At 66.2% G+C, this 536-nt stretch carries 1 protein-coding gene; it reads left to right on the top strand.

Annotation, left to right across the window (positions count from 1 at the left end):
• Window positions 1-536, top strand: a 536-nt coding sequence (locus KIP88_RS46040; protein WP_214494657.1) for a condensation domain-containing protein, incomplete at both ends; no start/stop codon positions are given.

Below are 536 nucleotides of genomic sequence, written 5' to 3'. Positions count from 1 at the left end.
GCAGCACGACCTATCACATTCCGCTGGCGTGGCGGCTGCGTGGGGCGCTCGACCGCAGCGCCTGGCAGCGCAGCCTTGACCGTTTGTTTGCCCGTCATGAGGCGCTGCGCAGTGTCTTTGTCGCACCGGAGGGCAAGCCCCGGGTTGAGGTTCTGCCGGCGGATGCGGGGCTGCCGGTGCTCGAGCACGATCTGCGGGGCCGGCCGGATGCTGAGGCGGCGCTTCTGGAGCTGTGCCATGAAGAGGCAGGCACGCCGTTCGATCTTGCGCGCGGGCCGCTGATCCGCGGGCGTCTGATCCGGATGTCGGATGAGGAACACGTCTTCCTGCTGACCCAGCATCACATCGTCTCGGACGGCTGGTCGCTGGGCGTGCTGGTGCGTGAACTCAGTCAGCTTTACCGGGCGTTTGAGGCTGGACAGGACGATCCTTTGCCGCCGCTGGCAATCCAATATCCGGATTATGCCGCCTGGCAACGGCAGTGGCTGTCGGGGGAACGGCTGCAGAAGCAGGCGCAGTATTGGCGCGACACCCTG

Origin of the sequence: Bradyrhizobium sp. SRL28, assembly GCF_018596315.1 — a bacterium.
GTDB lineage: Bacteria > Pseudomonadota > Alphaproteobacteria > Rhizobiales > Xanthobacteraceae > Bradyrhizobium.
This window is presented reverse-complemented; position numbering and strand designations above follow the sequence as displayed.